Raw genomic sequence first — 24,114 nt, forward strand, 5'->3', positions numbered from 1 at the left:
TCTCATGACGGCGCAGGATTTCGGCGCCTGGACCCGCGCCGTCCAGGCCAGGGTCGAGGAAGCGCTCGACACCTTCCTGCCCCCAGGCGACCGGGTGCCGCACAAGCTGCACGAGGCGATGCGCTACACCACGCTCGGTGGCGGCAAGCGCGTACGCCCGCTGCTGGCGTATGCCGCCGGCGCGCTGTTCGACGCCGATCCGCAAACGCTGGCCCGGGTCGCGAGCGCGGTCGAAATGATCCACGTGTATTCGCTGGTGCACGACGACATGCCGTGCATGGACGACGACGCCCTGCGCCGCGGCAAGCCGACGGTGCACGTGGCCTATGACGAAGCGACCGCGCTGCTGGTCGGCGACACCTTGCAGGCGCAAGCTTTCGAGGTGGTGGCCGGTGCCGACAGCGCAACGCTGCCGCCGGCGCGCCAGCTGACGATGGTGCGCCTGCTGGCGCAAGCTGCGGGTTCCGCCGGCATGTGCGGCGGCCAGGCGATCGACCTCGATAGCGTCGGCCTGTCGCTCACCCGCGAACAGCTCGAGCGCATGCATCAATTGAAAACCGGCGCCATGCTGCGCGTGTCGGTGCTGCTTGGCGCGCTCGCCGGCCGCGACCTGGCGCAGCAAGAGCTGCAAGCATTGGACGCCTATTCCGCCGCGGTGGGACTGGCGTTCCAGGTGGTCGACGATGTACTCGACGCCACCGCCGATTCGGCCACGCTGGGCAAGACCGCCGGCAAGGACGCGGCCGACAACAAACCGACCTATGTGTCGATCCTCGGCCTGGAGCCATCGCGGGCGCTGGCCGAGCAACTGCGGCGTGACGCGCACGAAGCGCTGGCGCCATTTGGAGACAAAGCACAGCGTCTGCGCGAACTGGCAGACCTGATCGTGCAGCGGAAGGCCTAAATGAACCTGCTAGAAAAAATCAACGAACCATCCGACCTGCGCAAGCTGCCGCGCACCCAGCTCACCCCGCTGGCGCACGAGCTGCGCCAGTTCCTGCTCGAGTCGGTGTCCAGGACCGGCGGCCACCTGTCGTCCAACCTGGGCACGGTGGAACTGACGATCGCGCTGCACTATGTGTACGACACGCCGCGCGACCGCATCGTGTGGGACGTCGGCCACCAGACCTATTCGCACAAGATCCTCACCGGTCGCCGCGGCCGCATGCCCACATTGCGCCAATTGAACGGCCTGTCGGGCTTCCCGAAGCGCGACGAGAGCGAGTACGACACCTTCGGCACCGCCCACTCGTCGACCTCGATCTCGGCGGCCCTGGGCATGGCCGCAGCGGCCAAGATCAAGGGCGAGGACCGCCATGCGATCGCCGTCATCGGCGACGGCTCCATGACCGCCGGCATGGCGTTCGAGGCGCTCAATAACGCGGGCGTCGAGGACGACGTCAACCTGCTGGTCATCCTGAACGACAACGACATGTCGATCTCGCCGCCGGTCGGCGCCCTGAACCGCTACCTGGCGCGCCTGCTGTCGGGCCAGTTTTACGCCGCGGCCAAGAACGTGGGCAAGAGCGTGCTGCCGGCGCCGGTGCTCGATCTCGCGCGCAAGCTCGAGGAACACGCCAAGGGCATGGTGGTCCCGGCCACGATGTTCGAGGAATTCGGCTTCAATTACATCGGCCCGATCGACGGCCATGATCTCGATTCGCTGATCCCGACGCTGGAAAACATCAAGAAGCTCAAGGGGCCGCAATTCCTCCACGTGGTGACCAAGAAGGGCCAGGGCTACAAGCTGGCCGAGGCCGAGCCGATCCTGTACCACGGCACCGGCAAGTTCAACCACCTCGAGGGCATCAAGCCGTCCACCGCGCCGGGCAAGATCACCTATACCGAGGTATTCGGCAACTGGCTGTGCGACATGGCGGCCGCGGATAAACGCCTGGTCGGCATCACACCCGCCATGCGCGAAGGCTCGGGCATGGTGCGCTTCCACCAGGAGTACCCGCAGCGCTACTTCGACGTCGGCATCGCCGAGCAGCATTCGGTGACCTTCGCGGCCGGCATGGCCACCGAAGGCGTCAAGCCTGTGGTCGCGATCTACTCGACCTTCCTGCAGCGCGCCTACGACCAGCTGATCCACGACGTGGCGCTGCAGAACCTGGACGTGACCTTCGCGCTCGACCGCGCGGGCCTGGTCGGCGCCGACGGCGCGACCCACGCCGGCAACTACGACCTGGCCTATCTGCGCTGCATCCCGAACATGGTCGTGATGGCGGCGTCGGACGAGAACGAGTGCCGCCAGATGCTGACCACCGCCTACCACTATCCCGGCCCGGCCGCGGTGCGCTATCCGCGCGGCGCCGGCGTCGGCGCTCCGATCGTCGAAGCATTGACTTCGATCGAGATCGGCAAGGGCGAAGTGCGCCGCACCGGCAAGGACGTCGCGATCCTGGCGTTCGGCTCGATGGTGGCGCCAAGCCTGAAGGCGGGCGAGGAACTCGATGCGACCGTGGCGAACATGCGCTTCGTGAAGCCGCTCGACGTCGAACTGGTCAAGCGCCTGGCGCAGGAGCACGACCTGCTGGTGACGGTGGAAGAGGGCTGCATCATGGGCGGCGCCGGCGCCGCCGTGATGGAAGCGCTGGCCGCCGCCGGCATTGCCAAGCCGGTGCTCAACCTGGGCCTGCCCGACAACTTCATCGACCAGGGCGATCCGGCGGCGCTGCTGGCGTCGGTCGGCCTGGATGCCAAGGGCATCGCGGCGTCGATCCGTGCGCGCCTGGTGGCGCAGGATGAACCGCGGCTGGTGGTCAACAACGGCTGATCGCCCGCACAAGCACCATGAAAAAAGCCCCGCTTTCGCGAGAAAGCGGGGCTTTTTGCTGTGTCAGCTTTTAGTTGATGAATGGATTGAACGCAACGTCGCCATTTTGATCGACGAAGATGGTGCCGTAGTCGGCTCCGACGATCTGCACCACGATGTCCTGGGCGTCGATCTGGCTGTCACCATTGTCCAGCACGAGGAAGACCAAACCGTCATCGTTCGACATCAGCACGGCGGCGCCGCCTTGCTGCTCCGCCGCGGCGGTGTAGGTAGCGTTGAGCGCCACGAAGATCTCGTCGATGGTCGATTCCGGATGCAGGTCCAGGAACTGGTCGTACGCCTTCGTGACATTGGCCTTGAAGTCGAACACGAGCGTGTCCGGCGATTCGATCTCGACCTGGTCGAACATCAGCTCGAAATCACCCTCGAACCCGAGGTAGGATTCGCTGGCATCGTTGATCACGATCCTGTCGTAGCCGCCAGTGGCGACAATGAGGTCGCCGCCGGCGCCGCCGATGATCGTGTCGTCACCAAGACCGCCATCGATGGTGTCCTGGCCGTCGCCGCCGGACAGGAAGTCGTCGCCGACGGTGCCGGTCAGGGTGTCGTTGCCGCCAAAGCCATACGCGTGGGAGCCGGTGATCTCCTCGCCCGCATCGGTGCCCAGGGTAAAGGCACTCTCCTTTGGATCGAGCAGCACCGAGTCGTTCAACGACAGGACACCGACGACGCCAGTCACCTGCTGATTCGGCGCCGCAATCTTGAACCAGCCATCGACTGCCGGGGTGGCGTTAAAGAGGGGGATTGGCGACAGCGTGTTGTCCTCGGGGACCAGCACCAGCATGCCTTGTGCGTTCTGTTTCACCTCGATGCCGAACTGGCCGGCCCGCACTTCCACTGGCCCCTGGTCGGCGATCGTGAATGCCAGCGCAACGCTCTGGGTGCTGACGTTGCCGGCGCTGTCGAACTGGCGCACCAGCACGCTCTTGTCGCCGGAGCCGGTCACGTTGAGGGTGGCCTCGCCAAGGTTATTGGCTGCCTTGTTGCCGACGGTCCAGGTGTCACCGCCATCCACGCTGTATTCCCACGCGCTGTCCGGACCGCTTTCCAGGCCGCTGATGTCGATCTGGCCGTCCGACAGCGGCAGGCTGCTGGAGCTGTCGGTGGTGCTGCTGTGCAGCTCGATGGTCGGGGCCTTCGGCGCCACGCTGTCGAGCGTGAAGTCGAATTTGCGGAAGCTCTGGTTGCCGGCGATGTCGGTGACGCGCACCCAGACGGTGTTCGGGCCCTGCTCGTATTGCGGCGTCTTGGTCCATTCGGCGTCGACCGGAGGCAGGTCGACGTTCACGTTCGAACCCGAACCCGAACCCGAATCGGAATTCGACGTAGGCGTAGGGCTGCTCGTCGGCGTGCTGGATGGACCGACGATTTTCTGTGGCTGCTGCGAGATCACGACATACTCGACCTTGGCGCCCGGCTCCACGTTGGTCACGTCCAGCGCGCCATCCCTGGTCACCAGATCCACGTTGCTGCCGAGCTCCTTGTGGAGAGTGTCGTTCTTCAGTGCAACGAGGGGCTGCGTCACGAAGCCGTCGTACACGATCTTCTGGACCAAAGGCGTGGTGTGGGCGCCGCTCGAGTCGGCCGCGCGTACATAGATTGTGGTCACCGTGTTGAATGGGTCCAGGTTCGGCACATTTGGCAACGTCGGCAACGTTGGCAACGTCGGGAAGATCGGCATCGTCGGCAGGGGCGGCAGGGTCGTCACTGGTGTGATGTTCGACACGTCCGGCGATACGCCCGCGAAGGTAGTGATGTGCTGCAGATAGCCCAGCTGCACATCTTTCAAGACCACGGTATTGGTCGCGGCGTCGGTCACGACGTTCTGGTCGGTGTAGTTCACGCCATCGAGGCTGTATTCGAAATGCTGGCCCGGACGCAGATCGCGGCCGACATAGCTGAAGGTGACGTCAGCCGTGCCCTGGTTGGTGATGTTGTCCTTGAGGTTCAGATCGAAGTCGCCCTGCTTGACGGTCTGGAACGACAGCTCGAGACTGAAAGTCGGGGATGGGACCGATGGCGTATCCGGCGTGCTCGGCGCGGTCGGGTACACGACCTCGACTGCCGCTGGCAGGCCGCCCTTGCCCAGCGCATCGACCACGTCCTTCAGGGTCGCATTAGCCGGCATCACTTTCAGCACCTTGTCCATGCCGCCGCCGCGCAGCAGCGACTCCAGCGTGACCGGGTCGCCCGCGGCCGCCTTGGCGGTATCGGCCAGGGCCTTGGCCAGCGCCACCGGTTCCTTCACGCCGCGCGCGGTATCGAACAGTGCCAGCAAGGTGGTGTTGATGGCGATCGCCTCGACCACTTGCGGGGTCTTGGTGGCGGTGTCGGCAAACGAGACGGCGGCTTTCACCAGCACGTCCAGGTCGGTGGCGGTGGTGTCGGCGGTCACGGCGCGCACCAGGATGCGGGCCGCTTCGATCGAGGCGTAGCCGCCGTACTGGGTGTCGCCGGCTTCGACCTGTGCGGTAAAGGCGTCGACGGCCTCCTGGCGCAGTTGCGACAGGGTCGCATCGCTCTCCCTGGCGCCTTTCAGGATGGCGATGGCGACGTCGGCCACCGAGGCATTGCCCTGTTCGATCACGCCGGTCCAGTAGGCCAGGCCCTCGGCGTCGGGCGTATGGTTGAACAGCTGCTGGTAGATTTCGACGATGCGATCGTTGACGCTGTCGGTGCCGAAGCGTACTTGCGCTTCTTCCGAGGTGGCGAAGGCTTGCGTGATCGCGCCAAGGTTGCCGTCATTGTTGGCCAGTTGCTGGGACCAGAACTTCAGGCCGGCCGGGTCGGCCGGACGGCCATAGAAGGCCAGGTAGAAGGAATTGACGGTCGAATCGAAAGTGCTGAAAGTGCTCATGATGTGCCGAGTGAAAGTAGCGGAACAGGATGTTTCCGTGGGGAACCAGTCTACTCATGGAGTAGATGAACGAGAAACGTTTTTGCGGGTTTGTGGTGGTTTCCAGACAGACTAGTAGCAATAAATTACTGATTTAACAGATTTATTCGCCTGTTTAATGATTCTGCGCCACGCAATAGTGAAACTTTTGATAAAAATGAAATCGCGATTTACAGTCGTGGCGGCGAAGGCGCTGGCTGCCTGCGCGTGCAAACATGGACTGCGCCGGCCGTGACCACGAAACCTGCCAGCGTCATCGTACCCAGCGTTTCGCCGAGCACGGTGAATCCCATCAGGGCGGTCGTGCCCGGAATCAGGTAGAACAGGCTGGCCACCTTGCTGGCCTTGCCCTTGCGGATCATGAGGAAGAGCAGGCTGACGGCGCCGATCGAATTGACGATCGACAGCCAGCCGGACGCCAGCAGCAGCTGCGTGGTCCAGCGCACCTGGAAGTCTTCGACCCACAAGGCCAGCGGCAGCGCGACGATGCTGGCGACCGCCAGCTGGATGAAGCCGCCGGTACGCAGATCGGCATTGGCGCAATACTTTTTTTGATACAGGGTGCCGAGCGTGATGCCCGCCAGCGCCAGGCTCACCGCGCCCAGGCCGGCGAGGCTGGCGCTGGCGATCCGGTCGGCCACCACCAGCGCCACGCCGCCCAGGCCTGCCGCGAGGCCCAGCCACTGCCGGCCACTGACTCGTTCATGCAGGAACACGCTGGCCCCGAGCGCGGTAAACAGCGGCATGGTGCCGACGATCAGGGCCGACACGCCGGAGCTTACGCCGAGCTTCAGGCCGGTGTACAGGCTGGAAAACTGCAGCGCCTGCATCAGCAGGCCGACCACCACCAGGTGCGCCGCCGGCTTCCAGCTGGCTGGCCACGGCGCCCTCGTGAGCAGCGCGGTCGCCAGCAGCACCAGCGCCGCCACCGCGAAACGCAGGAACAGCAGGGTGAACGGTCCGGCGTAGGGCAGTGCGAGCTTGCCCACCACGTAGCCCGAACTCCACATCAGGATGAACATCAAGGGCAGGGTGGACGAGGGCGCCGCGAATGTGAGTCTGGAAATGCTGGATGTCGTCATGATCGTCTCCGGTTATCGGGAGACCAGATTACGACCGCCTGTTTATGGATACAATACGTTCGAGCGATAACACATTGTTTCCAACGGGGATACCATGAGCGAGCTGGCGCCGCGCGATTTTTCAGACCTGTGGCCTTTCGTCCAAGTGGTCGAGGCGGGCAGTTTTTCGGAAGCGGCGCGCCGCATGGGCACGACCAAGGCCAGCGTCAGCAAGGCGGTGGCGCGGCTCGAAAAAGCGCTGCAGGTCAAGCTGCTGAACCGCTCGACGCGCCGCATCGGCCTGAGCGAAGCGGGGCGCGACATCTACCAGCATGCGCTGCGCATGATCGACGCGGGCAGGGCCGTCGAGGCCGCAGCGGCGGGGCAGCAGTCGGGGCCTGGCGGCACGCTGCGCGTGTCGACCTCGATGGCGTTCGGGAACACGCAACTGGCCGCGCTGCTGCCCGGCTTCATGGCGCGTTACCCCGAGGTGCGCGTGGTCCTGAACCTGACGGATCGCCACGTCGACCTGGTGGAAGAAGGCATCGACGTCGCGCTGCGCCTGTCACCGAAGATCGACCTGATGAGCGTGGTCGCGCGTCCGGTGGCGCCGCTGCGCTACGTGCTGGCGGCCTCGCCCGATTACGTGCGGCGCTGCGGCATGCCGCCCGACGTCGCCGGCCTGGCGGCGGCGCGCTGCCTGACCTTCGGCGAGGCGGGGCCTGGCGCGGTCTGGGAATTCGACGCGGACGGCGCACCGGTCCGGCTCAAGCCCGCCAGCGCGTTGACGATCAACAGCAGCCAGGCGCTGCGCGAAGCCATGCTGGGCGGCGCCGGCATCGCCCTGCTGCCGACCTTCGTCGTGGGCGAGGATATCCGCACCGGCCGCGCGCTGCAGGTGTTGCCGGCGGCGCGGCCGGCGGGCATGTTCGGCAGCCAGGTGCTGGCCGTCTATCGCGAGAACCGCTTCCTGCCGCAGAAGGTGAGGGTGTTCATCGACTACCTGCTCGAAGAATGGGGCGAGCGGCCGCCGTGGGACGATTTCCTGGCTGCCGTTACAACCCCTCCGGCTGGCCGAACAGCGCCTCGGCGCGCTGGTACAGGATCCAGGAAGTAGCGATGTATTTGTCGCCACTCCGGGCCACATTGCCACGGTGGGTATGGGTGAAGCCAGCCGGCGCGATCACCAGCCGCCCCTTTTTTGGCGCAATCTTGCGCCCCTGGTACAGGAACTCGGTCTCGCCGCCATCTTCCACGTCGTTGAGGTAGAACATCCACAGCAGCACCCGGTGCAGCGAATCGCAGCTGGCGTTCTGCGGATAGATCTCGGAATGCCAGTGGTGATAGCCGCCGCTGGCCTGCCGGTACTTCTGCAGATTGATGGTGCCGGGGCGGTACAGCACGCGCACCAGTTCTTCGATATAGGGGCGTCCCACTTCCTCGAAGTTGTCCATCGATAGCACCGTCGGCGTGCCGGTCTGCGGATGCTCCAGCGTCGGCGACAGGGAACCCATGAGCAGCATGCGGTAGCGGTCGACGTACTGCACCAGGTGGCGCGACATCGTCTCGAGCAGCAGCTGGGTGACGTCGTCCCACTCGCGGTGCAGGTTGATGGTGATGTCGTAGCTGTCCTTCTTGTCGACATCGACGCCGTTGCCGGTGCGCCCGCGCACCACCTTGTCGCTGGCCTCGAAGCGCGCCAGCAGCGCGTCGCATTGCTGCGCGCTGAGCGCGTCGTCGAATACGCCGATGAAGTCTTCCATGGATCAGCCCCGCTTGCGTTCGTGCTGCCACAGCACGTCGCTGCCGCCGGCATGGCGGTTCAGCACGCGCGCCAGCACGAACATCAGGTCGGACAGGCGGTTGACGTACTGGCGCGGGTGGGCGTGGATCTGCTCTGCCTTCGACAGGGCCACGATGGCGCGCTCGGCGCGGCGGCACACGGTGCGGCAGACGTGGGCAGTGGAGGCCGCGCGCGAGCCGGCCGGGAGGATGAATTCCTTCAGGACGGGCAGGTCGGCGTTGTATTTCTCGAGCAGGCCGTCCAGGCGCGCCACGTGTTCTTCCTTGATCATCTGGTAGCCGGGGATGCACAGCTCGCCGCCCAGGTCGAACAGGTCGTGCTGGATCGAGACCAGCTCTTCGCGCAATGCGCCCGGCATGTCTTCGCACAGCAGCAGGCCGACGAAGGAATTGAGTTCGTCGACTTCGCCCAGCGCGTGGATGCGCGCGCTGTCCTTGCCGGTGCGGCTGCCGTCGCCCAGGCCGGTGCTGCCGTCGTCGCCGGTGCGGGTCGCGATTTTCGAGAGGCGGTTGCCCATGATCTTGCCTTATGCGTTGGTGAGAAAAAACGATGGGATGAGCATACGACAAAACGTGGCGAATGTGCTTGCTTCTGCTTACAATCGAAGCATGCCCGATCATGCTTTCCATCCCGACCCGGCGCCGCGCCGTGCGCAGGTGGCGGCGGCCTTGCGCGCGCGCCTGCCGGCGTCTTGCGTGCTGTCCGATCCCGAAGACACCCGGCCATACGAATGCGACGGCCTGGCCGCCTACCGCCAGCTGCCACTGGTCGTGACCCTGCCGACCGACGAGGCGCAGGTACTCGCCATCCTCGACGTCTGCCGTGAGCTACAAGTGCCAGTGGTGCCGCGCGGCGCCGGCACCGGCCTGTCGGGCGGCGCGCTGCCGATCCGCGACGGCGTCGTGCTGTCCACCGCACGCATGAGCCAGATCAAGCGCGTCGACCCGCTGGCGCGCACCGCCGTCGTGCAACCGGGCGTGCGCAACCTGGCGATCTCCGAGGCCGCCGCGCCCTTCGGCCTCTACTATGCTCCCGACCCGTCGTCGCAGATCGCCTGCACCATCGGCGGCAACGTGGCCGAGAACGCGGGCGGCGTGCACTGCCTCAAATACGGCCTGACGGTACACAATGTGCTGCGGGTGCGGGTGGCCACCATCGAGGGTGACGTCGTTGAACTGGGCGGCGCGGCGCTCGACGCGCCCGGGCTCGACCTGCTGGCCGTGTTCATCGGTTCCGAGGGCATGCTCGGCATCGTCACCGAGGTGACGGTGAAACTGGTGCCCAAGCCGGCGCTGGCGCAAGTCATCATGGCCTCGTTCAACGACGTGGTCACGGCCGGCAATGCGGTGGCCGACGTGATCGCGGCCGGCATCATTCCGGCCGGCCTCGAGATGATGGACCGCACCTCGGTGCGCATGGTCGAGCCCTTCGTGCAGGCCGGCTACGACCTCGACGCCGCGGCCATCCTGCTGTGCGAGGCCGACGGCACGGCGCTCGAGGTGGCCGAGGAAATCGCGCGCATGAGCGCGGTGCTCGAGCGCGCCGGCGCGACCGGGATCACGGTGTCGCAGAGCGAAGCGGAGCGGGTGCGCTTCTGGTCCGGCCGCAAGAATGCCTTTCCGGCGGCGGGCCGCATCTCGCCCGACTATTACTGCATGGACGGCACCATCCCGCGCAAGCAGCTGGCGCGGGTGCTGGCCGGCATCGCCGCGATGGAACAGACCTACGGCCTGCGCTGCTCGAACGTGTTCCACGCCGGCGACGGCAATATGCATCCGCTGATCCTGTTCGATGCCAGCGCGCCCGGCGAATTCGAGCGCGCCGAAGCCTTCGGGGCCGCGATCCTGGCGCTGTGCGTCGAAGTGGGCGGCACCATCACCGGCGAGCACGGTGTGGGCAAGGAAAAGATCGACTCGATGTGCGTACAGTTCGGCCGCAAGGAGCTCGACGCCTTCTTCGCGGTCAAGCATGCCTTCGACCCGGTCGCGCTGCTCAATCCGGACAAGGCGATCCCGACCCCGCACCGCTGCGCCGAATTCGGCAAGCTGCACGTGCACCACGGGGAGGTTCCGTTCCCGGACCTGCCGCGTTTTTGAACGAGAGCCGATATGGGAACGATCGAACGATTTCAGGAGCGGGTGCAGGCGGCGGCGCGCGAGCGTGAACCGCTGCGCATCCGCGGCGGGGGCAGCAAGGACTGGTATGGCGGTGCGCCGGCCGGAGCCATTCTCGACACCCGCGGCTACGCCGGCATCGTCGACTACGAGCCGACCGAACTCGTGATCACGGCGCGCTGCGGCACGCCGCTGGCCGAGATCGAGGCGCTGCTTGCCCAGCACAATCAGATGCTGGCCTTCGAGCCGCCGCATTTCGGGGCCGGGGCCACCGTGGGCGGCACGGTCGCGGCGGGCCTGTGCGGGCCGCGGCGCGCCAGCAGCGGCGCCACGCGCGACTTCGTGCTCGGCGCCAGGCTGCTGGACGGGAAGGGCGACGTGCTGTCGTTCGGCGGCAAGGTGATGAAGAACGTGGCCGGCTACGACGTCTCGCGCATGCTGGCCGGTTCGATGGGTACGCTCGGCCTGCTGCTGGAAGTGTCCTTGAAGGTGCTGCCGCGGCCCTTCGCCGAGGCCACGCTGCGCTTCGAGATGAGCGAGATCGACGCCATCCAGCGCCTGAACGAATGGGGCGGCCAGCCCTTGCCGCTATCGGGCAGCGCCTGGTGCGGCGGCCAGCTGGCGCTGCGCCTGTCCGGCGCCGAAGCGGCGGTCGATGCCGCGATGCGCCTGCTGGGCGGCGAAGCGGTGCCGCATCCGGATGCGGCTGCGTTCTGGGCCGACCTGCGCGAACAACGTCAGGCATTCTTTTCTGGCGGCGAGCCCTTGTGGCGCCTGTCGGTGCCGTCGACTACCGGCGCGCTCGTGCTGGGCGGCGACCAGCTGATCGAGTGGGGCGGCGCCCAGCGCTGGCTGCGCGCCGGAGGCGGCGCCGCGACGGCCGGGGCGATCCGGCGCACGGTAGAAGCCTGCGGCGGCCATGCGACCCTGTTCCGTGGCGGCGACAAGGGCAGCGGCGTGTTCCAGCCGCTGGCGCCGGCGCTGGCGCGCATCCATGCGCGCATGAAGGATGCCTTCGATCCCGCCCACATCTTCAACCCGGGCCGCCTGTATCCCGAAAGCGCCTGATCCATGCAAACGACACTCGCCGACTTCATCAAGGGCACGCGCGAAGGCAACGAGGCCGAAGCAATCCTGCGCGCCTGCGTGCACTGCGGCTTCTGCACCGCCACCTGTCCGACCTATCAACTGCTGGGCGACGAACTCGATGGCCCGCGCGGCCGCATCTACCTGATCAAGCAGGTGCTCGAAGGCGCGCAACCGACCCGCAAGACCCAGCTGCACCTGGACCGCTGCCTCACCTGCCGCAACTGCGAGACCACCTGTCCGTCAGGCGTCAAGTATGGGCGCCTGGTCGACATCGGCCGCAAGCTGGTCGACGAGCGCGTCCCGCGTCCCTTGAATGAACGGATCAAGCGCGCCACGCTCAAGGAATGCCTGCCGCGCGCAAGCGTGTTCAAGCCGGCTTTCAGGGCGGGGCAGGCGCTGCGGCCCTTGTTGCCTTCAGCGCTGCAGGACAAGCTGCAGCCGGCCCGCGCCGCCGGCCACTGGCCGACCCGCGTCCACGCGCGCAAGATGCTGCTGCTGGACGGCTGCGTGCAGCCGGCGATGGCGCCGAACATCAATGCCGCCACGGCGCGCGTGCTCGATTCTCTCGGCGTGCAGCTGATGCTGGCGCCGAAGGCCGGCTGCTGCGGCGCGTTGCGATACCACATGAACGACCAGGTCGGCGGCCTGGACGACATGCGCCGCAACGTCGATGCCTGGTGGCCGTATGTGGAGCAGGGGCAGGTCGAGGCGATCGTGATGACCGCCTCCGGCTGCGGCGTCACGGTCAAGGAATACGGCCACCTGCTGGCGCACGATCCGGATTATGCCGGCAAGGCGCGCCGTATCAGTGAGTTGACGCGCGACCTGTCCGAGATCCTGCCGCAGTTCGAGGAGCAGATCAGGATGCGGGCGCAGGGTGGTAGCGCGCCGCGCGTGGTGTATCACCCGCCCTGCACCTTGCAGCACGGCCAGCAGATCCGCGGCAAGGTCGAAAGTGTGCTGCACGCGGCCGGCGTGGACGTGGTGCTGTGCGCCGACAACCACCTGTGCTGCGGCTCGGCCGGCGCCTATTCGGTGCTGCAGCCAGAGATCGCGCACGCGCTGCGCGACCGCAAGCTGGCCAGCCTGGATGCGACTGGAGCGGACGAAATCGTGTCGGCGAACATCGGCTGCCTGAGCCACCTGCAGTCGGGGACGGACAAGCCGGTGACGCATTGGATCGAGCTGCTCGAACGCGCGCTGGCGTGATCGCGATCGCAAGCCGTCCCTTGACATTAGTTTCCATGGAAACTATCATGCTCTCTCGTATTCAAGGAGATCGGCATGCCACCTGTACTGCATTCGTCGCCCAGTTCGCTGGACAGCCATCTCGGCTTCTGGCTGCGCTATGTGTCCAACCACGTGTCGGCGCGCTTCCAGAAGCTGCTGGAAGCGCAGGATATCTCGGTCACCGAATGGGTCGCGCTGCGCACACTGTTCGATAGGGACGAGACCACGCACGCGGCGCTGATCGGCGCCCTGGGCATGACCAAGGGTGCCGCTTCCAAGGTCGTCTCGCGACTCGAAGAGAGGGGCCTGGCCAGCCGGCGCCAGGCCAAGGGCGATGCGCGCGAGCAGGCGCTTGGCCTCACGCCGAAGGGCAGGGCGCTGGTGCCGCGCCTGGCGGCGCTGGCCGACGACAACGACGCGCACTGCTTCGGCCATCTTGCGACGCACGAGCGCGACGCCTTGATGAAGATGCTGCGCACCTACGTCGCCCATCACGGACTCGACTCGGCTCCGGTTGCCTGAAAGTTGACCACCTAACCACCCAAGGAGATGTGCATGAAACCGGATATTGAATGTCGTATCCGCGAAACCTTCGACGGATCGAATGAAGGCCGCCTGCATTTTGGGGAAGTCATCGGCATGCTGGTCGAGGCAGGTGTCGAATCCTACCTGGTCGATTATCGTGGCCGCCATGCGGCGTATTACCTGCTCGACGACGAGACGCTCGCCTTGCCGATCGAAATACCGGAGGTGGAGCTGGCGCAGCAATTCGATGCGCAGGCCCTGGTGGCCGCCATCCGCAGCGCCCAGCGCGGCGACGTCATGTACCCCGAGTTCAAGCGCCGCTCGATGCTTGCCGGCTGCGTGGGCTATGTGGTCTGGATCGCGGGCCGTCACGTCACCTATTTCGGGCGCAAGGGCGAGACCCATGTCGAACGCTTCCCCGACTGAACTGGCGGCGGCGATCGAGGCGCGGCTGCGGCCGCTGACGGACGTTGGACGTGCGGCGCCGATGCGGGCCTACCTGCTCGACCAGTTCGACTTCCTCGGGATTCCAACGCCGGTGCGGCGCGCTGCCATCAATGACCTGGTGGCGCTGCCGCTGCCCGACGCGGCGACGGTGCTCGCTGCCGCCGAACTGCTGTGGCGTTTGCCGGAGCGCGAATTCCGCTACGCGGCCATCGACTTGTTGCGGCGCCAGCAGCGGCGCCTCGATCCATCTCATCTGCCTGCGATCCAGGCCTTGCTGCTGCGCGAGCCATGGTGGGAAACCGTCGACGGGCTGGTCGCCGTCATCGGCGCGATCCTGCGCGCGGCAAAAAAGGAGCATATCGATGCGCCGGCCGTAATGGATGCCTGGGTGGCGCACCCCAGTTTCTGGGTGCGCCGCGCCGCGGTGCTGCACCAGCTGGGCTGGCGCCTCGGCACGGACGAGCTGCGCCTGCGTGCCTATTGCATGCAGCTGGCGGACGAGCGAGAATTCTTCATCCGCAAGGCCATCGGCTGGGCCTTGCGCGACTATGCGCGCTGGAATCCGAGCTTCGTGCGCGTCTTCGTTGCCGATAATGCCGGCCGCCTGTCCGCGCTGACGGTGCGCGAAGCGTGCCGGCGCCTGCCGGCCGCGGAGGCCGCTACCATCGAGGAGAAGCCATGACAGCGCTAAACGAATCAGACATCATTCACGCCGAGGAGCGATTGCGTCAGGCGATGCTCGCCTCGGAGGTCAACGCGCTCGACGCCCTGATATCCCCGGAACTGCTGTTTACCAACCACCTTGGCCAGGTGTTCGGCAAAGACGAAGACCTGGCCGCGCACCGGTCCGGCGTATTACGCTTCCATGCGCTCGATCCCGCTGACATGCGGATCGGGATGCATGAAGGACTAGCCGTCGTCTCGGTGCGCATGGCAGTGACGGGCGCTTATGGCGGTGACGACTTCGCCGCCGACCTGCGTTTTACCCGCGTCTGGCGGCGGGCGGAGGGCGGCGACTGGCGGGTCATCGCCGGCCACAGCAGCCAAGTGCGGAACTGAATGCGCGCTGCATGCCCGCAGCGCCGATTTTCCTGTCGTGTTAGCATCGCGCCGAACCTGCCAATCGGCAGCAAACAGGATCGATCTTGAGCTTTACCTTCCAACTCGTGCGTGACGACGAGGGCGGCCCGGCCGCCGTGGTCTTCGAAGACAGCAGCAGCCCCGGCCTGGTGCCGGTGTGGGAAGCCGCCGGCGTCTACGACGCGCTGTACAACAGCGACGGCCGCATGGCGCGCGACGTGTCGCGCGCCATCGCCTACGGCCTCGACCAGTTGAACGAGAACGCCGCACTGGGCGGCCTGCTGCCGCCGGGCGTGTCGATGACCGAGGCCATCCGCTTCCTCGACAACGTCAGCCGCGGCTGCACGATCCACGGCGTGGCGCGCATACAGACGCGCTGACGACGAATCCGTGCGCTTGTCACAAGCGGTTACGACGGCGCTATGGTGTTCAAGTGCAAGGGCTTGTACCATGTGAGCGTTTTGCTCGACTACGAAAGCCTCTTATGACCTTGCCAATCTTTTCACGTTCCCTGTGCTGCGGCCTGTTCGCGATCGCCTGCGCCATCCCGGCCCACGCCGAAAGCTTCGCCTCCTCGGCCTCCAGCGCCGGTTCGGCGTCGTCGGCCAGCATTTCGGATTCGATCAGCGATTCCAGCACCAGCTCGAGCGGCGACAACAAGGTGGCGGCGGGCGACTACCGCGTGATCGACATCGCCAACGCGCCGAACAAGCCCGACACCACCCGCCTGACCCTGCGCGCCGAAGCCGGCCAGGCCCGCACCTTCTTCCTCGACGTGCCGAACCGCGCCATGGCCCAGCGCCAGGTCAATTCGGGCGACGTGGTGCGCGTGAACGAACGCGTCTACGGCTACGAGTTCGCCTATGCCGACACCCAGCGTCCGTTCTTCCTGGCGCTGCAGGACGACTGGCAGCGCGACCTGGCGTCGCGCAAAGTCGTCATCTGATGCGGCTGCGCAGGACGATCGCCACGTTGGCGCTCGGCCTCTGCGCCACCTTGAGCGGCGCCGCCTGGGCCGGCCTGCCGACCTTCTGCGAGCGCGAGAGCGACATCACCGCGCTCGAACAGGATCGCGTGCTGCGCTTTGCCGGCGTGGTCCGCCAGGAACTCGAACGCTCGGGCGGCAAGGTCGCCCTGGTCTCCCGCGCCGGCGTAGACCTGAGCCGCTTCGGCCTGCTGTACTCGCATGCCGGCGTCGCGCTGCGCGATGAGACGGATGGCGCCTGGGCCATTCGCCAGCTGTACTACGCCTGCGAAGATGCGCGTCCGCACCTGTTCGACCAGGGCATCTCGGGCTTCGCGCTCGGGGCCGACGCGCCATCCAGCGGCCATGTGTCGCTGCTGTTCCTGCCTGATCAAGACGGCGCGCAGCTCGAACGCGCCGCGCGCGACAAGCATCTGGCGCTGGCGCTGCTGGCGGGGAAGTACAGCGCCAACGCCTATGCCTTCGGCACCGATTACCAGAACTGCAACCAGTGGGTGGCCGAACTGCTGGCTGGCGCCTGGGGCGGAGTATCGGGACACGGCGCAGGGCAGGGAGGGCAGGTGCGCGAGCAGGCGCAGGACTGGCTGCGCGCGCAGGGCTACGTCGCCGGGCCGGTCAGGGTGCCGGGACATATATTGATGTTCGCCGGACAGTTCGTGCCGCTGGTGCACGTGAACGACCATCCGGTGGACGACCTGCACGCCCTCGCACTGCAGGTGAGCGTACCGGCCTCGATCGAAGCCTTCGTACGTCAGCGCGCGCCGCAGACGCAGCGCGTGGAGATCTGCCACGACGAGGGCCGCATCGTCGTGCGGCGCGGCTGGGAGCCGCTCGGCGCGGCGTGCGAGCCGGGGCCGGATGACGAGGTAGTGATGCTGGCGCCGTGAGCGTCGATGTCGGCAAAGGGGAAGAAGATGGAACGTCGTTCATGGAAGGCGGCCTTGCCGGGCAAGCGTACTATGATGTTCGCATGCGTGCTGGGCTGGCATGCGCTTGGCCGCGCGGCCGACGTCCTGCCCGCCCACCTGACAGGAACCTGGGGCACGGCGGAGTCGCTGTATGCTGGCGAGGCCGGACAGGCGGAGATGCATCTCGATGCCGATGGCTATGGCGTCATGGTCGGTTCCACGCCACGTGCCACGCGCCTCGACGGCAAGGATGACGGCGGGCCGGGAATGCGTGCGCTCATCGGTTTTCCGCTGCGTGCGACGCTGGACGGCTCGACGCTGACGGCCCGAGTGGTCGCACTCGATCCGAAGGATGCCGAAAAGGCCCGGCGCGCCGAAACCACCTGCCGCTACGACGCTGCAGGTCCGACACTGACCTGCAGCGGGCCGGGGCGCGAGTCCGTGGTCATGAAGCGACGCAGTGGGACGGTGCCGGCGGAGATCGCCCGCACGCTCGCGCAAGTGCGATCCGTGGCGCAGTAAGATCTGAGACCTCAGGTCAGCAGTTTCTCGATATCGCCCGTCAGTTCTTCCGGCTTGGTGGCCGGCGCATAGCGCTTGACCACCGCGCCGTCCTTGTTGATCAGGAACTTGGTGAAGTTCCACTTGATCGCCTCGGTGCCCAGCACGCCTGGCGCCTCGCCCTTCAGGAAACGGAACAGCGGATGGGCGTCGTCTCCGTTGACGTCGATCTTGGCGAACATCGGGAAGGTCACGCCGTAGTTCTTTTCGCAGAAGGCGCCAATCTCGGCCTCGCTGCCCGGTTCCTGGTGGCCGAACTGGTTGCACGGGAAACCGAGCACCACCAGGCCCTGGTCCGCGTAGCGGCGCTGCAGTTCTTCCAGGCCCTGGTATTGCGGGGTAAAGCCGCAGGCGCTGGCGGTGTTGACGATGAGGAGCGCCTTGCCGCGATAGCGTGCCAGGTCGACCGGCTGGCCGTTGAGGGCGGTGGCGTTGAAATCGTAGGCGGTCATGGCGTTCTCCTTGTGGTTGAAGCGTCAAGTTTACGCGAAGGCGGCGCGCCGTGCACGACGTCTCGACGCGGCGGCCCAGGACGAATCAAGGCGGTGACTTTTATTGCGTCTTAGCATTTCTTAACGAATTTTGGTCAAACCGCGTGCGACAATTACGCTCGTCCAATTGTCCAGCATCCCGGGTTGTCATGCCACGTCACCGTTCTTCCGTCTTGCTTCTTGCGCCGCTCATCGCGCCGATCGTGGCCGGCACGCTGCTCGCGCCTGTCAGCGCCCGCGCGAGCGTCCAGCAGCCGCCCACGGCGCCCACGCCGGTCGCCACGACGCCGGCCACCCCGGCACCGGAAGCTCCTCCGGCCCAGGCCGAGGTCCCGGTCCAGTCGACGGTCTCGGTCAGCGCGGTGCGCTCGTCGAACCGCATCGACCGCCAGGCCTATGACGTCAAGAGCGATGCGGCCGCGAGCAACGACACCATCGCCGACACCCTGAACAAGGTGCCGTCGGTAGCGGTCGACCCGGACGGCAACGTGACCCTGCGCGGCCGCAGCAATGTGCAGATCCTCATCGACGGCAAGCCGTCCGCCATGATGCAGGGCGAGAACCGCGCCGCGGCCCTGGGCGCGCTGCCGGCCGCCGACCTCGAGTCGGTGGAGGTGATCAACAATCCCGGCGCGCAGTTCGGCAACGAAGGCGGCGGCGGGCCGATCATCAACCTGGTGATGCGGCGCGAACGCACGCCGGGCAGCTTCGGCGTGGTCAACGCCAATGCCGGCGCCGAGGGCCGCTTCAATGCCTCCACCTTCGGCAGCTACACGGGCGGACGCCTGAGCGTACAGGGCGCGCTGTTCGGCCGCCGCGACAGCCGCGGCTCGACCGGCGAGACGACGCGCGACCGCATCGACCCGGCCACCGGCGCCGTGGCCAGCAGCGTGCAGACCTCGACCAGCGAGAACGACACCGAGTCGGCCGGCTTCAACGGCTCGCTCACCTACAACCTGGGCGAGAAGGATGTGGTGTCGGTCAAGGCCAGCTTCAACGCCAACAACCAGGATGGCCTCTCGTCCGAGCGCTATCGCGGCACCGACGCGTCCGGGGCGGTCGAGAGCGACTACCTGCGCTCGACCGTGCGCGACAACAGCAACCGCAGCGCGAGCCTGAGCGCGAGCCTCGACCACAAGGGAGACCGGCCGGGCGAGATCTTCAAGACCGACCTGCGCCTCTCTGGTACCCGTGGCGAGGGCGACGCCCGTTTCGCCAGCGACTACACGGTGCGGCCGATCAATTCGTCCGATCCGCTGACGCGCCAGGACAACCTGAACGAGACCCGCATCATCGACTTCACCGGCGACTACGAGCGTCCGGGCGAGGCCGGTGTGCTCAAGCTGGGCTACAAGGTGATACGCAACAGCAGTGTGATCGACACCCGCTTCCTCAACGTCGATCCGGGCACCCTGTTTGAAAGCGTCAACGCATCGCGCACCAACCGCTTCGAGCTGGTCGACACCACGCTGGCGCTGTACGGCACCTACCAGATGCGGCTGGGCGAGAAGTGGGGCGTGCTGGGCGGCCTGCGCACCGAATACACCGATCTGGACATGGACCAGGTGACGACCGGGATCCAGGCCGGCAACCACTACCTGGAAGCGGTCCCCAGCGCCTTCCTCACCTATGACCTGTCGGACCGCACGGCGCTGCGCCTGAGCTATGCGCACCGCATCCGCCGCCCCGGCGCCTCGGACCTGAATCCTTTCGTGATCTACCGCGACGAAACCAACGTCTCGTCGGGCAATCCCGAGCTGATGCCGACCGAGTCCGACTCGCTCGAACTGGGCGTCGAGACCAAACTTGGCAACGTCGAGACCAATGTGCGCCTGTACGCGCGCCGCGACACCGACCTGATCTCGGAGCGCCGCTACTTCATCTCGGATACCGTGCTCTTGACCACGCGCGAGAACGCGGGCACAAGCCGCTCGGGCGGCCTGGAATTCACCTTCAGCGGCCGCGCCACGCCCAAGCTGACGATCAATGCCAGCGGCAATATCGGCTATTCGGAGCAGTCGGTGCTCGGCAACGTGGACGACGACAAGCGCAGCGCGACCTCGATCGCCGGCCGCGCGCGCTTCAACTACCAGTTCAATCCGGCCAACAGCCTGCAACTGGTGCTCAATGCCCAGGGCAAGACGCTGTTCGGCGAGGGTTATCGGCAGCCGACCCGCACCGCGGACCTGAATTACCGCCACAACCTGAGCCAGGCCCTGAGCCTGGTCGTCAACGTCAACGACCTGTTCGATTCGCAGAAGTCGGAGTCGATCACCGAAACCGACCGCCTGCGCGAGTACAGCCTGCGCCGCCAGGACGGGCGCCTGGTCTACGTCGGCCTGTCGTACCGCTTCGGCACCTTCGGCGGAGGGCGCGGCCCGCGTGGACCCGGCGGGCCGGGCTTCGGTCCGCCGGGCGGCGGCATGGGGCCACGGTAAAGACATCCGGTAAATACAGGCGATATGCCGGATGAATAATTCCGGCGAGGCGGTTTGAGGGCGGCGAGCTGTGACAGAATGCGGGGACCTTTGTCCACTTCATCCCCCGCTCCGATGCTCAGACCAACGCTCATCGCGCTGACCCTTTCGTCACTGTTCGCACTGCCCGCCGCCGCACAGGTCAGCCCGCCATCCGACCCGCCGCCGGTCAGCCCCGATACCATGCAGAAGGTCGAGGTCAAGGCCGATGCCAACAGCTACGACCCCCGGCGTGACGACACCGCCAGCCGCATCGTGGTCTCGACCGAAGAGATCAAGCGCTATGGCGACACCTCGGTGCTCGACGTCTTCAAGCGCCTGCCCGGCATCACCGTCGGCGGTGGGGGCGGCCGTGGGGCGGGCGAGATCCGCATGCGCGGCCTGGGCAGCGGCTACACGCAGATCCTGATCAATGGCGAGCGGGCGCCCGCCGGCTTCGACATCGACCAGCTGTCGCCCGACGTCATCGAACGGATCGAGATCCTGCGCGCGGCCAGCGCAGAATTTTCTACCCAGTCGATCGCCGGCACCATCAATATAGTGCTCAAGCGGGTGGTGCGAAAGGCGCAGCGCGAACTGCGGGTCGGCTATGGCAAGAGCGAGGACGCCAGCAACCCGAGCGCGAGCCTGAACATGTCGGACCGTCTCGATGGGCTGTCGTACTCCCTCGGCGCCAGCGTCTGGCGCTACAACTTCGACCGCCCGCAACCGTACGAGGAAACGCAGATCGATCCGGAAGGCCGCCTGACGCAGCTGCGCCGCACCGAGCAGACCGACAGCGGCAGCCCGCAGGGCTTCAACCTCACGCCACGCCTGAACTGGACGCTCGAGAATGGCGACACGGTCAGCTGGCAGACGATGGTCTCGTACAACCGCAACGATTACCACGGCTATGCCGTCACGGAAACCGAACTTGGCGCGCCGCCGCCGTACGACGTGCGCGACATGGACAGCGGCGGCAGCCAGGCGATGCTGCGCACGGACCTGAACTGGGTGCACAACCTGGAAGAGGGGGCGAAGCTCGACCTCAAGCTCGGCGTCAACGGCATGCGCAACCGCGGCGACTGGCGCGAGTTTGACTACAACCTCGATCGCCTGGCGCGCGACTCCACCGTATTGAGCGGCATCGATGAACGCGGCTTGACCTCGGTCGGCAAGTACACGACGCCGTGGAGGAAAGACCACGCGCTGGCGATGGGCTGGGATGCCGGCTACACGCGGCGCGAGGACGAGCGCGGCGAAGTCGAGGTATTCCCGCTGGCAGGGCGCGAGCTCGCATCGAACGAGGAGTATGACGCCACCATCAAACGCCTGGCGCTGTACATCCAGGACGAGTGGAACGTGAGCAAGCAGTGGTCGATGTATGCCGGCCTGCGCTGGGAAGGACTGGAGACGACCAGCGAGGGCAATACCTTCGAGACCAGCACCAACCGCGCAAGCGTGTTCTCGCCATTGGCCCAGACCCTGTACAAGATCCCGGACAGCCGCGACCAGGTGCGCCTGGCGCTGACCCGCACCTTCAAGGCGCCGTCCGCCGGCAACCTGATCCCGCGCCGTTTCACGACGCCGAACAACAGCCAGACCGAGCCCGATTACCGCGGCAATCCCGACCTGCAGCCGGAACTGGCGACCGGCATCGACGCCGCCTACGAGCACTGGTGGGCCGAGAAGGCGCTGCTCAGCGCCAGCGTGTCGGTGCGCCGCATCGAGGATTACACGCGCCAGGGCCTGATCCTGGAAGACGGCCGCTGGATCCAGACCCCGGTCAACGACGGCGACGCGCTCACGCGCAGCCTGGAGCTGGAAGCGAAGTTCCCGCTGTCGGCGGTGCTCGCGGACGTGCCCGAGATCGACCTGCGCGCGAGCGTGTCGCGCAACTGGTCCGAGGTGGACGCGGTGCCGGGGCCGGACAACCGCCTGGACCAGCAGGTGCCGCTGTCGGCGACCCTCGGCATCGACTACAAGACCCGCGACGGCAAACTGAGCACCGGCGCCAGCTTCGCGTTCAAGGACGGCGGCCCGGTGCGGGTTAATGTGGAGCAGTCGCGCTACCAGAGCGTGCGGCGCGACCTGGATGTGTATGCGTTGTGGAAGTTCAATCCGAAGTACCAGCTGCGGCTGGCGGCATCGAACCTGCTGCGCCAGGATGGGGTGTCGGATTCGCGCTATACCGATGAATTCGGAACGCTGCGCAGGACCAGTTTCAGTGAGGGGCAGACCATGGCGAGGGTGACGCTGGAGTCGCGGTTCTGAATTGTCTGAATGCCTGCTGCGCTATTCCATCGTTGGCCTGAACACGTCGTTCCCGCGCAGGCGGGAACCTAAGTACTTTGCGCCGCCACCAGTATGATCGTATGTGGCTGCGCATGAAACTTGGGTTCCCGCCTGCGCGGGAACGACGGGCAGGCGATGGTGGTGGAAGGAGATGTTGGCGGTGCGTTGAAGTAGATGGCCGCATTACGCTAACCGTCAGATCAACCCCAGCTTCTCGGTCCCACTCGAAAAATCCCGATTCTTCGCGTGCTTGCTATTGAGCTTGATGTTCAAGCGCAGGTCATTCACCGAATCCGCATTGCGCAGCGCATCCTCATAAGTAATCTTGTCCGCCTCATACAGGTCGAACAAGGCCTGATCGAAAGTCTGCATGCCCAGCTCGCGCGACTTCTTCATGATCTCCTTGATCTCATGCACCTCACCCTTGAAGATCAGGTCCGAGATCAGCGGAGAGTTCAGCAGGACCTCGATCGCCACTACGCGCCCCTTGGCTTCCTTCTTCGGAATCAGGCGCTGCGAAATCAGCCCCTTGAGGTTCAGCGACAGATCCATCAACAACTGCTGCCTGCGCTCTTCGGGGAAGAAGTTGATGATGCGGTCCAGCGCCTGGTTGGCGCTGTTGGCGTGCAGGGTGGCCAGGCACAGGTGGCCGGTCTCGGCGAAGGCGATCGCGTGTTCCATCGTCTCGCGGTCGCGGATCTCTCCGATCTGGATCACGTCCGGCGCCTGGCGCAGCGAATTCTTCAGCGCCGCCTCGAAGCTCTCGGTGTCCACGCCCACTTCGCGCTGCGTGATCACGCAGTTGCGGTGCGGGTGGACGAATTCCACCGGGTCCTCGACCGTGATGATGTGGCCATAGCTGTTCTCGTTGCGGTAGCCGACCATCGCCGCCAGCGTGGTCGATTTGCCAGAACCCGTGGCGCCGACCATGATCACCAGGCCGCGCTTGGTCATCACGACGTCCTTGAGCGTGTCGGGCAGGTCGAGGTCTTCGAACTTGGGGATCGCGGTGGTGATCACGCGCAGCACCATGCCCACGCAACCCATCTGCATGAAGGCCGAGACACGGAAGCGTCCCAGGTCGCCCGGCGTGATCGCGAAGTTCGCTTCGCGCGTCAACTCGAAGCCGGCCGCCTGCTTGTCGTTCATGATCGCGCGCGCCAGGTCGGCCGTGTGGCCGGCGGTGAGCGGCTGGCTCGACACCGGCGTCATGCGGCCGTCGATCTTGATCGCCGGCGGGAAGCCCGCTGTGATGAACAGGTCCGAACCGCCCTTGCTCACCATCAGGCGCAGCAGGTCGAACATGAACTTGGATGCCTGGTCGCGTTCCATG

22 protein-coding genes are annotated in these 24,114 nt (G+C 66.1%); 16 read left to right on the forward strand and 6 right to left on the reverse strand.

What is annotated here, in order from left to right:
- The first annotated feature begins 4 nt into the window (after nucleotides 1-4).
- A complete protein-coding gene (locus AC3A6F_RS00835; protein WP_487678473.1) occupies nucleotides 5-904 on the forward strand; it encodes a polyprenyl synthetase family protein in 900 nt (299 codons plus the stop codon).
- Entirely contained in the window at nucleotides 905-2,779 is a 1,875-nt protein-coding gene (gene dxs, locus AC3A6F_RS00840) for a 1-deoxy-D-xylulose-5-phosphate synthase (RefSeq protein WP_487678070.1), read from the forward strand.
- Between the two features lie 70 nt (nucleotides 2,780-2,849).
- Here the strand turns inward: dxs and AC3A6F_RS00845 are convergent, their stop codons facing one another.
- Together AC3A6F_RS00845 and AC3A6F_RS00850 are read right to left on the reverse strand one after the other, a co-directional pair.
- Nucleotides 2,850-5,696 carry a DUF4214 domain-containing protein gene (locus tag AC3A6F_RS00845; protein WP_487678072.1) on the reverse strand — a complete coding sequence of 949 codons (2,847 nt, stop codon included), beginning with the start codon at nucleotides 5,694-5,696 and terminating at the stop codon, nucleotides 2,850-2,852.
- A 209-nt stretch (nucleotides 5,697-5,905) separates the two neighbouring features.
- On the reverse strand, nucleotides 5,906-6,817 hold the full coding sequence (locus AC3A6F_RS00850; RefSeq protein ID WP_487678073.1) for a DMT family transporter: 912 nt from the start codon (nucleotides 6,815-6,817) through the stop codon (nucleotides 5,906-5,908).
- 94 nt (nucleotides 6,818-6,911) lie between these two features.
- Here AC3A6F_RS00850 and AC3A6F_RS00855 point away from each other — a divergent pair, with 94 nt between their 5' ends.
- On the forward strand, nucleotides 6,912-7,913 hold the full coding sequence (locus AC3A6F_RS00855) for a LysR family transcriptional regulator (RefSeq protein WP_487678075.1): 1,002 nt from the start codon (nucleotides 6,912-6,914) through the stop codon (nucleotides 7,911-7,913).
- Here AC3A6F_RS00855 and AC3A6F_RS00860 read toward each other — a convergent pair.
- Together AC3A6F_RS00860 and AC3A6F_RS00865 are read right to left on the reverse strand one after the other, a co-directional pair.
- Nucleotides 7,852-8,559 carry a 2OG-Fe(II) oxygenase gene (locus AC3A6F_RS00860; RefSeq protein WP_487678077.1) on the reverse strand — a complete coding sequence of 236 codons (708 nt, stop codon included), beginning with the start codon at nucleotides 8,557-8,559 and terminating at the stop codon, nucleotides 7,852-7,854. The genes AC3A6F_RS00855 and AC3A6F_RS00860 overlap by 62 nt on opposite strands.
- Before the next feature lie 3 nt (nucleotides 8,560-8,562).
- Nucleotides 8,563-9,117 carry a cob(I)yrinic acid a,c-diamide adenosyltransferase gene (locus AC3A6F_RS00865; protein WP_487678079.1) on the reverse strand — a complete coding sequence of 185 codons (555 nt, stop codon included), beginning with the start codon at nucleotides 9,115-9,117 and terminating at the stop codon, nucleotides 8,563-8,565.
- A gap of 91 nt (nucleotides 9,118-9,208) precedes the next feature.
- Here AC3A6F_RS00865 and AC3A6F_RS00870 point away from each other — a divergent pair, with 91 nt between their 5' ends.
- The 11 genes from AC3A6F_RS00870 to AC3A6F_RS00920 all read left to right on the forward strand — a co-directional run bounded on the left by AC3A6F_RS00870 (nucleotide 9,209) and on the right by AC3A6F_RS00920 (nucleotide 17,500).
- Nucleotides 9,209-10,696 (forward strand): FAD-linked oxidase C-terminal domain-containing protein, encoded by a 1,488-nt coding sequence (locus AC3A6F_RS00870; protein WP_487678081.1) that lies wholly within the window; start codon nucleotides 9,209-9,211, stop codon nucleotides 10,694-10,696.
- Between the two features lie 12 nt (nucleotides 10,697-10,708).
- On the forward strand, nucleotides 10,709-11,782 hold the full coding sequence (gene glcE, locus AC3A6F_RS00875; RefSeq protein ID WP_487678083.1) for a glycolate oxidase subunit GlcE: 1,074 nt from the start codon (nucleotides 10,709-10,711) through the stop codon (nucleotides 11,780-11,782).
- 3 nt (nucleotides 11,783-11,785) lie between these two features.
- Entirely contained in the window at nucleotides 11,786-13,012 is a 1,227-nt protein-coding gene (glcF, locus tag AC3A6F_RS00880) for a glycolate oxidase subunit GlcF (protein WP_487678085.1), read from the forward strand.
- A 75-nt stretch (nucleotides 13,013-13,087) separates the two neighbouring features.
- Nucleotides 13,088-13,555, forward strand: a complete 468-nt coding sequence (locus AC3A6F_RS00885) for a MarR family winged helix-turn-helix transcriptional regulator (protein ID WP_487678087.1) — start codon at nucleotides 13,088-13,090, stop codon at nucleotides 13,553-13,555.
- Nucleotides 13,556-13,588: 33 nt separating this feature from the next.
- On the forward strand, nucleotides 13,589-13,984 hold the full coding sequence (locus AC3A6F_RS00890) for a DUF1398 domain-containing protein (protein WP_487678089.1): 396 nt from the start codon (nucleotides 13,589-13,591) through the stop codon (nucleotides 13,982-13,984).
- Nucleotides 13,962-14,687, forward strand: coding sequence for a DNA alkylation repair protein (locus AC3A6F_RS00895; RefSeq protein WP_487678091.1), 726 nt, complete (start codon nucleotides 13,962-13,964; stop codon nucleotides 14,685-14,687). The genes AC3A6F_RS00890 and AC3A6F_RS00895 overlap by 23 nt, the downstream gene beginning before the upstream one ends.
- The gene (locus AC3A6F_RS00900) at nucleotides 14,684-15,064 is read left to right on the forward strand and encodes a nuclear transport factor 2 family protein (protein WP_487678093.1); all 381 of its coding nucleotides are present in this window, start codon (nucleotides 14,684-14,686) and stop codon (nucleotides 15,062-15,064) included. The genes AC3A6F_RS00895 and AC3A6F_RS00900 overlap by 4 nt, the downstream gene beginning before the upstream one ends.
- An 86-nt stretch (nucleotides 15,065-15,150) precedes the next feature.
- Nucleotides 15,151-15,465, forward strand: coding sequence for a hypothetical protein (locus AC3A6F_RS00905; RefSeq protein WP_109345019.1), 315 nt, complete (start codon nucleotides 15,151-15,153; stop codon nucleotides 15,463-15,465).
- A gap of 104 nt (nucleotides 15,466-15,569) precedes the next feature.
- Entirely contained in the window at nucleotides 15,570-16,031 is a 462-nt protein-coding gene (locus AC3A6F_RS00910; RefSeq protein ID WP_487678095.1) for a hypothetical protein, read from the forward strand.
- The gene (locus AC3A6F_RS00915) at nucleotides 16,031-16,957 is read left to right on the forward strand and encodes a DUF2145 domain-containing protein (protein WP_487678096.1); all 927 of its coding nucleotides are present in this window, start codon (nucleotides 16,031-16,033) and stop codon (nucleotides 16,955-16,957) included. Before AC3A6F_RS00910 ends, AC3A6F_RS00915 begins: the two co-directional genes overlap by 1 nt.
- A gap of 27 nt (nucleotides 16,958-16,984) precedes the next feature.
- The gene (locus tag AC3A6F_RS00920; RefSeq protein ID WP_487678098.1) at nucleotides 16,985-17,500 is read left to right on the forward strand and encodes a hypothetical protein; all 516 of its coding nucleotides are present in this window, start codon (nucleotides 16,985-16,987) and stop codon (nucleotides 17,498-17,500) included.
- Nucleotides 17,501-17,511: 11 nt separating this feature from the next.
- On the opposite strand, the gene AC3A6F_RS00925 is transcribed toward AC3A6F_RS00920, so the two are convergent.
- Nucleotides 17,512-17,991: a glutathione peroxidase gene (locus tag AC3A6F_RS00925; protein WP_487678100.1), complete on the reverse strand. Its 480-nt coding sequence runs from the start codon at nucleotides 17,989-17,991 to the stop codon at nucleotides 17,512-17,514.
- A 188-nt stretch (nucleotides 17,992-18,179) separates the two neighbouring features.
- On the opposite strand from AC3A6F_RS00925, the gene AC3A6F_RS00930 reads away from it, so the two are divergent.
- Together AC3A6F_RS00930 and AC3A6F_RS00935 are read left to right on the forward strand one after the other, a co-directional pair.
- Entirely contained in the window at nucleotides 18,180-20,468 is a 2,289-nt protein-coding gene (locus AC3A6F_RS00930; protein ID WP_487678101.1) for a TonB-dependent receptor domain-containing protein, read from the forward strand.
- Between the two features lie 114 nt (nucleotides 20,469-20,582).
- A complete protein-coding gene (locus tag AC3A6F_RS00935; protein WP_487678103.1) occupies nucleotides 20,583-22,760 on the forward strand; it encodes a TonB-dependent receptor plug domain-containing protein in 2,178 nt (725 codons plus the stop codon).
- Between the two features lie 216 nt (nucleotides 22,761-22,976).
- Here AC3A6F_RS00935 and AC3A6F_RS00940 read toward each other — a convergent pair whose 3' ends face one another.
- Nucleotides 22,977-24,113, reverse strand: coding sequence for a PilT/PilU family type 4a pilus ATPase (locus AC3A6F_RS00940; protein ID WP_320472770.1), 1,137 nt, complete (start codon nucleotides 24,111-24,113; stop codon nucleotides 22,977-22,979).
- Between the last annotated feature and the right edge of the window lies 1 nt (nucleotide 24,114).

This window comes from Massilia sp. Soil_C_3, assembly GCF_057657035.1.

Bases quoted from the DNA above. Each gene is read 5' to 3' on its own strand.
- AC3A6F_RS00910 (WP_487678095.1), top strand. From the start codon at position 15,570: ATGACCTTGCCAATCTTTTCACGTTCCCTGTGCTGCGGCCTGTTCGCG.
- AC3A6F_RS00865 (WP_487678079.1), bottom strand. From the start codon at position 9,117: ATGGGCAACCGCCTCTCGAAAATCGCGACCCGCACCGGCGACGACGGC.
- AC3A6F_RS00845 (WP_487678072.1), bottom strand. From the start codon at position 5,696: ATGAGCACTTTCAGCACTTTCGATTCGACCGTCAATTCCTTCTACCTG.
- AC3A6F_RS00920 (WP_487678098.1), top strand. From the start codon at position 16,985: ATGGAACGTCGTTCATGGAAGGCGGCCTTGCCGGGCAAGCGTACTATG.
- AC3A6F_RS00925 (WP_487678100.1), bottom strand. From the start codon at position 17,991: ATGACCGCCTACGATTTCAACGCCACCGCCCTCAACGGCCAGCCGGTC.
- AC3A6F_RS00860 (WP_487678077.1), bottom strand. From the start codon at position 8,559: ATGGAAGACTTCATCGGCGTATTCGACGACGCGCTCAGCGCGCAGCAA.
- AC3A6F_RS00835 (WP_487678473.1), top strand. From the start codon at position 5: ATGACGGCGCAGGATTTCGGCGCCTGGACCCGCGCCGTCCAGGCCAGG.
- AC3A6F_RS00935 (WP_487678103.1), top strand. From the start codon at position 20,583: ATGCTCAGACCAACGCTCATCGCGCTGACCCTTTCGTCACTGTTCGCA.
- AC3A6F_RS00895 (WP_487678091.1), top strand. From the start codon at position 13,962: ATGTCGAACGCTTCCCCGACTGAACTGGCGGCGGCGATCGAGGCGCGG.
- AC3A6F_RS00940 (WP_320472770.1), bottom strand. From the start codon at position 24,113: ATGGAACGCGACCAGGCATCCAAGTTCATGTTCGACCTGCTGCGCCTG.
- glcF (WP_487678085.1), top strand. From the start codon at position 11,786: ATGCAAACGACACTCGCCGACTTCATCAAGGGCACGCGCGAAGGCAAC.
- AC3A6F_RS00855 (WP_487678075.1), top strand. From the start codon at position 6,912: ATGAGCGAGCTGGCGCCGCGCGATTTTTCAGACCTGTGGCCTTTCGTC.
- dxs (WP_487678070.1), top strand. From the start codon at position 905: ATGAACCTGCTAGAAAAAATCAACGAACCATCCGACCTGCGCAAGCTG.
- glcE (WP_487678083.1), top strand. From the start codon at position 10,709: ATGGGAACGATCGAACGATTTCAGGAGCGGGTGCAGGCGGCGGCGCGC.
- AC3A6F_RS00900 (WP_487678093.1), top strand. From the start codon at position 14,684: ATGACAGCGCTAAACGAATCAGACATCATTCACGCCGAGGAGCGATTG.
- AC3A6F_RS00885 (WP_487678087.1), top strand. From the start codon at position 13,088: ATGCCACCTGTACTGCATTCGTCGCCCAGTTCGCTGGACAGCCATCTC.
- AC3A6F_RS00850 (WP_487678073.1), bottom strand. From the start codon at position 6,817: ATGACGACATCCAGCATTTCCAGACTCACATTCGCGGCGCCCTCGTCC.
- AC3A6F_RS00915 (WP_487678096.1), top strand. From the start codon at position 16,031: ATGCGGCTGCGCAGGACGATCGCCACGTTGGCGCTCGGCCTCTGCGCC.
- AC3A6F_RS00870 (WP_487678081.1), top strand. From the start codon at position 9,209: ATGCCCGATCATGCTTTCCATCCCGACCCGGCGCCGCGCCGTGCGCAG.
- AC3A6F_RS00930 (WP_487678101.1), top strand. From the start codon at position 18,180: ATGCCACGTCACCGTTCTTCCGTCTTGCTTCTTGCGCCGCTCATCGCG.
- AC3A6F_RS00890 (WP_487678089.1), top strand. From the start codon at position 13,589: ATGAAACCGGATATTGAATGTCGTATCCGCGAAACCTTCGACGGATCG.